The following is a 3,097-nucleotide window of genomic DNA, read 5'->3' as shown; positions in this document are numbered from 1 at the left end:
TGGGCTGGGGCCGCCGCCGCAGCCGGCCAGAACGACGATCGTGGCCAGGACCACCGTGAGCTTTCCGGCGGCAGACGCCCGGCACGTACGCATGCCGGCACGCCGGGGCGGGTGCCGAAATCCATCGGCGTGCGTCACTATCTACTGGTGAATTTCAGGGATGAAAGCGGCGGGTCCGACGAAGCGGTCCCCATCGTCCTCTGCGTGGGCACCGACATGTCGCTGCGGGAGCGGGTGCTGAGCCAACTCGACGGGCGTGCCCCGGTGCTCAGCTGTTCCGATCTGACCGAGCTACGCGAGCTGTTGTCGTCGCCGGTGGGTCCGGCGCGGGTCAGTCCCACGGTCCTTCCACTCAACGAGGCGCGGGGCCTGGTGAAGTGGGGTGAGCTGGTCGTCGACCGGGCCGGCCATCAGGTCACCTGGCGCGGCGAGGTGCTCCCGCTGACCCCCACGGAACGGGAGTTGCTCACCCTGCTCATCGGCCCACCGCTGGTGGTGTGGAGCTACGAACGGCTCTGCGTCTCCGCGCTGGGTGGCGCTGACACCGCAGCGCTGCAATCCACCGTCAGGCGGCTTCGCCGCAGGCTGCGGGGTCTACCGGGCGGCCCGCAGGTGCACACCGTGCGGGGCGTCGGCTACCGGCTCGACCCGCCGCCCCGGCTGAACGACCACTGACCCGCTGTCGCTCCGTCGGGCCGACCGCCTCCGCTGCCGGCCCGGCAGCGGGCGCGTGACACCATGGCCGGGTGAGCGGTGCTGTCCAGACGGGTTGGGCCTCTTCGGCCGGCCCCGCCGCGCCGACACCGGCCCGGTCGCGGCGGCGTTGGCTGCTGGCCGTGACAGTGGCCTGGGCGGTGCTGCTGGCCGGGCTCACCTGGATATCGGTGCGCAACGACCCGCCGACAGTCCGCGAGCAGCGTTCCCTCGATCAGGCTGGCCCGGTGGTCGACCGGGCGGTCGGCGAGTTGGCTCGCGCGGCCGGTGCGGCCGGACTGCTGGAACTGAGCCCGGCGCGGGTGGCGTCCGGCTGCCGGGTCACCCCGTTCGCCGACGGGGCGAGGTTGCGGCGCGAGGTCGGGGTGCTCGCTGCCACCGGTGACGAGCGGGCCGTGCTGGCCGGCATCGCCGAGCGGCTGCCGGCGAGCTGGCGGGCGGGGGTCGGGCCCGGCTTGGACGGCCCCGAGCTGCGCGCCGACGCCGGAGACTTCGTGGCCGTCGAGGGCCGGCCGACCGTCGACGGCCGGGTGCGTCTGGTCGTCGACACCGGTTGCCGGCCCGTCGGCGCCGGCTACACGCCGGCTCCGGCCACCGCTTCCGGCCCGGAGGCCGCCGCGCTGACCGCCGCGTTGAAGGCCCTCGACCGGCCGGGCGACGCCGCGTCGGAGCTGGCCACCGCGCCCTGCCCGGGCGGCGGGATCGCCCGTACCGCCTGGTTCGTCAACGGTCCCGGCCCGGCGGCCTCGACGGTCGCCCTCGCCCCGCTGGCCGGCAACACCCCACTGCTGGACCAACCCCCGGTGTACGCGTACCGCAGCGGTGCCGTCACGGTGCTGGCCGAGATCAGCCCGGACGCCACCCGACTCGCCGCCACCGTCGGCTGCCCGAGCTGAGCCGGGCGGTTCAGCGGCCGTCCGGCTGGTCCTCGGGGCCACGGCTGCGGCCCAACGCGTCGACCTTGCCCCACCGGCCGGGGATGTCCAGCAGCTCCACCCGGCCCATGCCCGGTGGCACGGCCGGGTCGATGATCAGGTGCTCGCCCTGCGGCTCCAACCCCAGCATCACCCGCAGCAGCAGCAGCGGGGTGCCTGTCGACCAGGCCTGCGGGCTGCATGCGGTCGGGTACTCCACCGGATAGTCGGTGAGGTCACGGGCGTAGCCGGCGAACGCCTCCGGCAGTCGACCCTCGAAGTACCGGGACGCGGCCAGCATCGTCTCGCAGAGCAACCCGGCCTCCTCCCGGAAGCCGTACCGCCACAACCCCCAGGCGATGATCGAGTTGTCGAACGGCCAGACGGTGCCCACGTGGTAGCCGATCGGGTTGTACCGTCCCTCGTCCGAGGCGAGCGTCCGCACCCCCCAGCCGGAGAACAGTCGTGGCCCGAGCAGGTGCTCGACCACCTTGCCGGCGCGGGACTCGTCCACGATGCCGCTCCACAGCAGGTGCCCGATGTTCGAGGTCAGCGCGTCCACCTGCCGGCCGTCGGCGTCCAGCGCGAGCGCGTAGTGCTCGCGGTCGGCGATCCAGAAGTCGCGGTCGAACCGCCGTTTCAGGTCGGCGGCCTGCCGCTCCAACTCGTCGGCGAACTCCGGGTCGTTCCAGAAGTCCCGAGCCAGCCGGGCGGCCCGGACCTTCGCGTCGTAGGCGTAGCCCTGCAACTCGCAGGTGGCCCGGGGAAAGCCGGGCAGTTGACCGTCGGCGTACGAGATGGCGTCCCAGGAGTCCTTCCAGCACTGGTTCTGCAGGCCGGTCTCCGGGTTGCGGGTCTGGTACCAGAGGTAACCGGTGCCGAGCAGGTCACCGTAGGTGTCGATCCACTCCAACGCCGCGCGGATCTGCGGTTCCAGCTTGCGGACGAGTGCCGCGTCACCGGTCCACCGCTCGTACTCGTCGACCAGGATGATGAACAGGGGCGTCGAGTCGGCCGACCCGTAGTACGGCGAGTGCGGCTGCTCCTCGAAGCCGGCGGTCTCCCCGTACCGCAGCTCGTGCAGGATCTTGCCGGGTTCCTCGTCCCGGAAGTCGTCCACCCGCTGCCCCTGTAGTCCGGCCAGCATCAGGATGGTCGGCGGGACCAGTTCCGGCAGGAACGGCAGCACCTGCAACGAGGTGATGATGCTGTCCCGGCCGAACAGGGTCATGAACCAGGGGAGTCCCGCGGCGATCAGCCGTACGCCTAGGGCGATCGACTCGTAGCGCAGCGCGGCCAGGTCGTTGAGGCTGCGCCGGTACGCCCCGGCCAGCGGCTCGCAGTCGCAGCCGAGCTTCGGCGCCCGGTCGATGAGCTCCTGCTGTTCGGCCCGGATCGCGTCCGCGCTGCGGCTGCCGCCGTACGGGAGGGTGGCCCGGATGTCCTCGCCCCGGGCACCGAAGACGACG

Annotated in this window: 3 protein-coding genes; 2 read left to right on the top strand and 1 reads right to left on the bottom strand. The window is 72.7% G+C overall.

Features of this window, described 5'->3' with window-relative positions; all coding sequences use genetic code 11:
- Window positions 1–216 precede the first annotated feature (216 nt).
- Entirely contained in the window at window positions 217–675 is a 459-nt protein-coding gene (locus ABZ749_RS32685) for a winged helix-turn-helix domain-containing protein (RefSeq protein WP_357234686.1), read from the top strand.
- Between the two features lie 71 nt (window positions 676–746).
- Entirely contained in the window at window positions 747–1,610 is an 864-nt protein-coding gene (locus ABZ749_RS32680; protein WP_357234684.1) for a hypothetical protein, read from the top strand.
- A gap of 10 nt (window positions 1,611–1,620) precedes the next feature.
- Here ABZ749_RS32680 and ABZ749_RS32675 read toward each other — a convergent pair.
- Window positions 1,621–3,097 (bottom strand): amylo-alpha-1,6-glucosidase (locus ABZ749_RS32675; protein ID WP_357234681.1); only part of this gene is annotated, 1,477 nt, incomplete at its 5' end.

It is taken from the genome of Micromonospora sp. NPDC047753, assembly GCF_040642735.1.
Classification (GTDB): domain Bacteria; phylum Actinomycetota; class Actinomycetes; order Mycobacteriales; family Micromonosporaceae; genus Micromonospora.
The sequence above is the reverse complement of the archived record's forward strand: the minus strand, read 5'-3'. Positions and strand labels throughout refer to the sequence as shown.